This window comes from Mesorhizobium sp. M2A.F.Ca.ET.039.01.1.1, assembly GCF_003998035.1.
Lineage (GTDB): Bacteria > Pseudomonadota > Alphaproteobacteria > Rhizobiales > Rhizobiaceae > Mesorhizobium.
In genome coordinates this window covers 1-3,651 of sequence record NZ_RZRY01000634.1, presented here as the reverse complement: position 1 = coordinate 3,651, position 3,651 = coordinate 1, and the positions used below count along the sequence as shown (strand labels likewise).

Below are 3,651 nucleotides of genomic sequence, written 5' to 3'. Positions count from 1 at the left end.
GTCGTATAGGCGCCAAGCATGACCATCTCGCCATGCGCCATGTTGATGACGCCCATGACGCCGAAGGTGATGGCGAGCCCGATCGCGGCCAGCAGAAGCACCGATCCGAGCGAGATGCCGTACCAGATGTTCTGCCCCGCATCCCAAAATGCCAGCGTCGAATTGATACTCGCGATTGTGGCCGTCGCCGCTTCCTTGACCGCTCCGGAGGCGTTGGCCTCGACGGAGGTGAGAAGCGAGACCGCGTCGCGGTCGCCGCGGGCGCCGATCAAGGCAATTGCGGCGAGCTTGTCCGTATCGGGCTTGTCCGAAACCAGTATGGAAGCGCCACGCGCCTGCTCCAGCAAAGCCTTGACGCTCGCCACGGTTTCACTGGCGATCGCCGCGTCGAGCGGCTCGATGTTGGCGGCATCAGGTGTCTTGAACATGGTGTCGGCGGCGGCGATGCGGACAGTCGGATCCTTGGAACCAAGCGTCAGCGTGCCCAACGCATCGCGGATAGTGCGGCGCAAGGTGTTGTTGATGCCGATCTGGGTCAAGTCATCTGCGGAAGCCTCGCCCGCTGCCTCGCCGCTCAGCGGGTCGAAAAGCTGGATGCTGTCGCTGCCTTCCGTGCCGACAAACACCATCGAGTCGGCGGCGCGAATGTAAAGATTGCCTTCCGCCAATGCAGCAAGCGGCCGTTCGACAGCCGGATCGCCCGTGGCTGTCAACTCGCGAACGATAACTCCAGTCTCGGAAAAGTCCGCAGCTGTCGCGAATTTGGCGATGATGGCACGCAGATCGGCTTCCGCAGCGCCCGAGGACGACAGCGTCGTCAGAAGGAACAAAAGCGTGAGGCCAATCGCACGGAAGATCTTCATCGGTATTTGGCGACCCTTGAGGGTTTAATGGGCGTCCGGACGGTGGAGGAAACCGTCCGGACGCGCGCAGTCTTGGGCATGAACCTGATGGTCCAGCCCGGGAGGATCAGTTGGTGCCCTTGCCGCCGCACTTGCCGGTTTTGACATTGAAGTTGCCGCAGCTGAGCGGCGCGCGCCAATCGGAAATCAGGTCCTTGGAATCGGGCAGGTAGTCGGACCATTCGTCGCCCATCACCAGGCCGGGCGTCTTCGAGACCGTCTGGAACTGGCCATTGGCCTGGATTTCACCGATCAGCACCGGCTTCGTGATGTGATGGTTCGGCATCATCGCCGAATAGCCGCCGGTCAGGTTCGGCACCGAAACGCCGACCATGGCGTCGATGACCTTGTCCGGATCGGTGGTGCCGGCCTTCTGGACCGCCTTCACCCACATGTTGAAGCCGATATAGTGAGCTTCCATCGGGTCGTTGGTGGTGCGCTTGTTGTTCTTGATGAACTTGTGCCAGTCGGCGATGAACTTCTTGTTGTCGGGCGTGTTGACGCTCTCGAAATAGTTCCAGGCGGCGAGATGGCCGACCAGCGGCTTGGTGTCGAGACCGGCGAGCTCTTCCTCGCCAACGGAGAAGGCCATGACCGGGATGTCCTCGGCCTTGATGCCCTGGTTGCCGAGTTCCTTGTAGAACGGCACGTTGGCATCGCCGTTGACGGTCGAGACCACCGCGGTCTTCTTGCCGGCCGAGCCGAACTTCTTGATCGCCGAGACCTCGGTCTGCCAGTCGGAGAAGCCGAACGGCGTGTAGTTGACCATGATGTCATCGGCCGGCACGCCCTTCGATTTCAGATAGGCTTCGAGGATCTTGTTGGTGGTGCGCGGATAGACATAGTCGGTGCCTTCGAGCACCCAGCGCTTCACGGAACCGCCATCGGCGCTCATCAGGTAGTCGACGGCCGGGATGGCCTGCTGGTTCGGCGCCGCGCCGGTGTAGAAGACGTTGCGCTCGCTCTCCTCGCCCTCATACTGGACGGGATAGAACAGGATGTTGTCGAGTTCCGAGAACACCGGCAGCACCGACTTGCGCGACACCGAGGTCCAGCAGCCGAACACGGCCGCGACCTTGTCCTTCGAGATCAGCTCGCGCGCCTTCTCCGCGAACAGCGGCCAGTTGGACGCCGGGTCGACGACCACGGCTTCCAGTTTCTTGCCGAGCAGGCCGCCCTTGGCGTTCTGCTCGTCGATCAGCATCAGCATGACGTCTTTCAGCGTCGTCTCCGAAATCGCCATGGTCCCCGACAGCGAATGGAGAATACCGACCTTGATCGTGTCTTCCGCCGCCTTCGCGGAAGCCGACGCCAGCAGGCCAGCCGCGACGACGCCCGCCGACAGGATCTTTGTTATTTTCGCGAAGTTACCCCTCATATGACACGCTCCCAAGCTTGGTTGTTTGCACCGCCACATAGACTGTGCAAGCGACGTGCCAGACGGGAATGCGTGCAACGGGATTGCGAGATAACGATGAGATTACAGCCGGTTATCCAGTAGCCGGGAAACTTTTAGATCCACTTCCACGCGACCAAGTTGAGAAAAGTTTACGCAGCACTGCCTAGATTCTGCCCAATTGGTAAAAATGCCTTAAATTTCATCATGCAGACAAAAGGCTGGCTGATCGGCCCTGTTGCAGGGCCATGGCGAAATGGGGCAAGGTCGCCGCGCAAACGAGCGACGTCATGACCCTGCGAACGATCCTGAGTTTCCTGCTTCTGCTGTCCGCCGCCGGAAGCGCGCATGCCGATTTTACCGACGGTAAGCTGCCCGACGGCGCCTATCACTGCGAGGTCTACCTGCTCGGCCTGTTCCTCGACCTCGGCGTGATCACCATCAAGAGCAACCTCTATAGCGGCCCGGTGACCTTCGGCGCCACGCCGCAAGCCTACGACTACCAGATGAACCCCAATGGCGAGATCACCTGGCTCGGGCCGCTCGGCGGCTACACCAGCGGCGGCAACTCGATCTCGATGACCCAGGCGACGCTCGACGACCCGAGCGGCCCCTCCTTCGACATCATCATGAAGCAGCAGGACGGCGCCTTCACCGCCTCGACCTGCACCAGAAGATAGCCGCCGGCTCCGCATAAAAAGGCGCGGAACCCTTTCGGGTCCCGCGCCAGCAGGCAGTCGGGAGGATGAACGCAATTCCAGGAAAGGTGCTTAGCGGTTTTCCGTCCGGAATTGCGTCAAACAAAAATAGCTGGAGCGGATCGGCGGTGACGCCGAACCGCTTCAGATGGTCTTGGCCGACATCTGCGCCGCGATGTAGTCGGCCTGGCGGATCGCCAGTGTCACGATGGTCAGCGTCGGGTTCTCCGCCGCGCCGCTGGTGAACTGGCTGCCGTCGGAGACGAACAGGTTCTTGATGTCGTGCGACTGGCCGTGCTTGTTGACGACGCCGTCCTCCGGCTTCTCGCTCATCCGGTTGGTGCCGAGATTGTGAGTCGATGGATAAGGCGGCGTCGGGAAGGTCCTGGTGGCGCCGACAGCGGCATAGAGCGCCTGGCCTTGGCTGTAGGCATGGTTGCGCATTGCCTCGTCGTTCGGATGATCGTCGAAATGGACGTCGGCGATCGGCATGCCGTGCTCGTCCTTTTCGTCCTTGTGCAGCGTGATGCGGTTCTCCTCGCGCGGCATGTCCTCGCCAACGATCCACAGGCCTGCCATATGGTCGTAATGGTCGAGCGCCGTGGTGAAGGAGCGGCCCCAGCCGCCGGGATTGAGGAAGGCCGCCATGAACGGC

3 protein-coding genes and 1 pseudogene are annotated in these 3,651 nt (G+C 61.4%); 1 reads left to right on the top strand and 3 read right to left on the bottom strand.

From position 1 onward, the window contains the following. Together EOA24_RS30835 and urtA are read right to left on the bottom strand one after the other, a co-directional pair. Positions 1 to 863 (bottom strand): annotated as a pseudogene (locus EOA24_RS30835) (urea ABC transporter permease subunit UrtB); the annotation flags it as partial. A gap of 106 nt (positions 864 to 969) precedes the next feature. Next, complete coding sequence (gene urtA, locus EOA24_RS30830; protein ID WP_126082563.1) at positions 970 to 2,280, bottom strand: urea ABC transporter substrate-binding protein; 1,311 nt, start codon at positions 2,278 to 2,280, stop codon at positions 970 to 972. A gap of 308 nt (positions 2,281 to 2,588) precedes the next feature. Here urtA and EOA24_RS30825 point away from each other — a divergent pair, with 308 nt between their 5' ends. Further along, a complete protein-coding gene (locus tag EOA24_RS30825; protein WP_126082562.1) occupies positions 2,589 to 2,978 on the top strand; it encodes a hypothetical protein in 390 nt (129 codons plus the stop codon). Positions 2,979 to 3,140: 162 nt separating this feature from the next. Here EOA24_RS30825 and EOA24_RS30820 read toward each other — a convergent pair. Continuing rightward, the coding region (locus EOA24_RS30820) for a GMC family oxidoreductase (RefSeq protein ID WP_245501891.1) at positions 3,141 to 3,651 on the bottom strand (511 nt) is incomplete at its 5' end.

Excerpts from the sequence above, each read along its gene's own strand:
- urtA (WP_126082563.1), bottom strand. The coding sequence starts at position 2,280 with ATGAGGGGTAACTTCGCGAAAATAACAAAGATCCTGTCGGCGGGCGTC.
- EOA24_RS30825 (WP_126082562.1), top strand. The coding sequence starts at position 2,589 with ATGACCCTGCGAACGATCCTGAGTTTCCTGCTTCTGCTGTCCGCCGCC.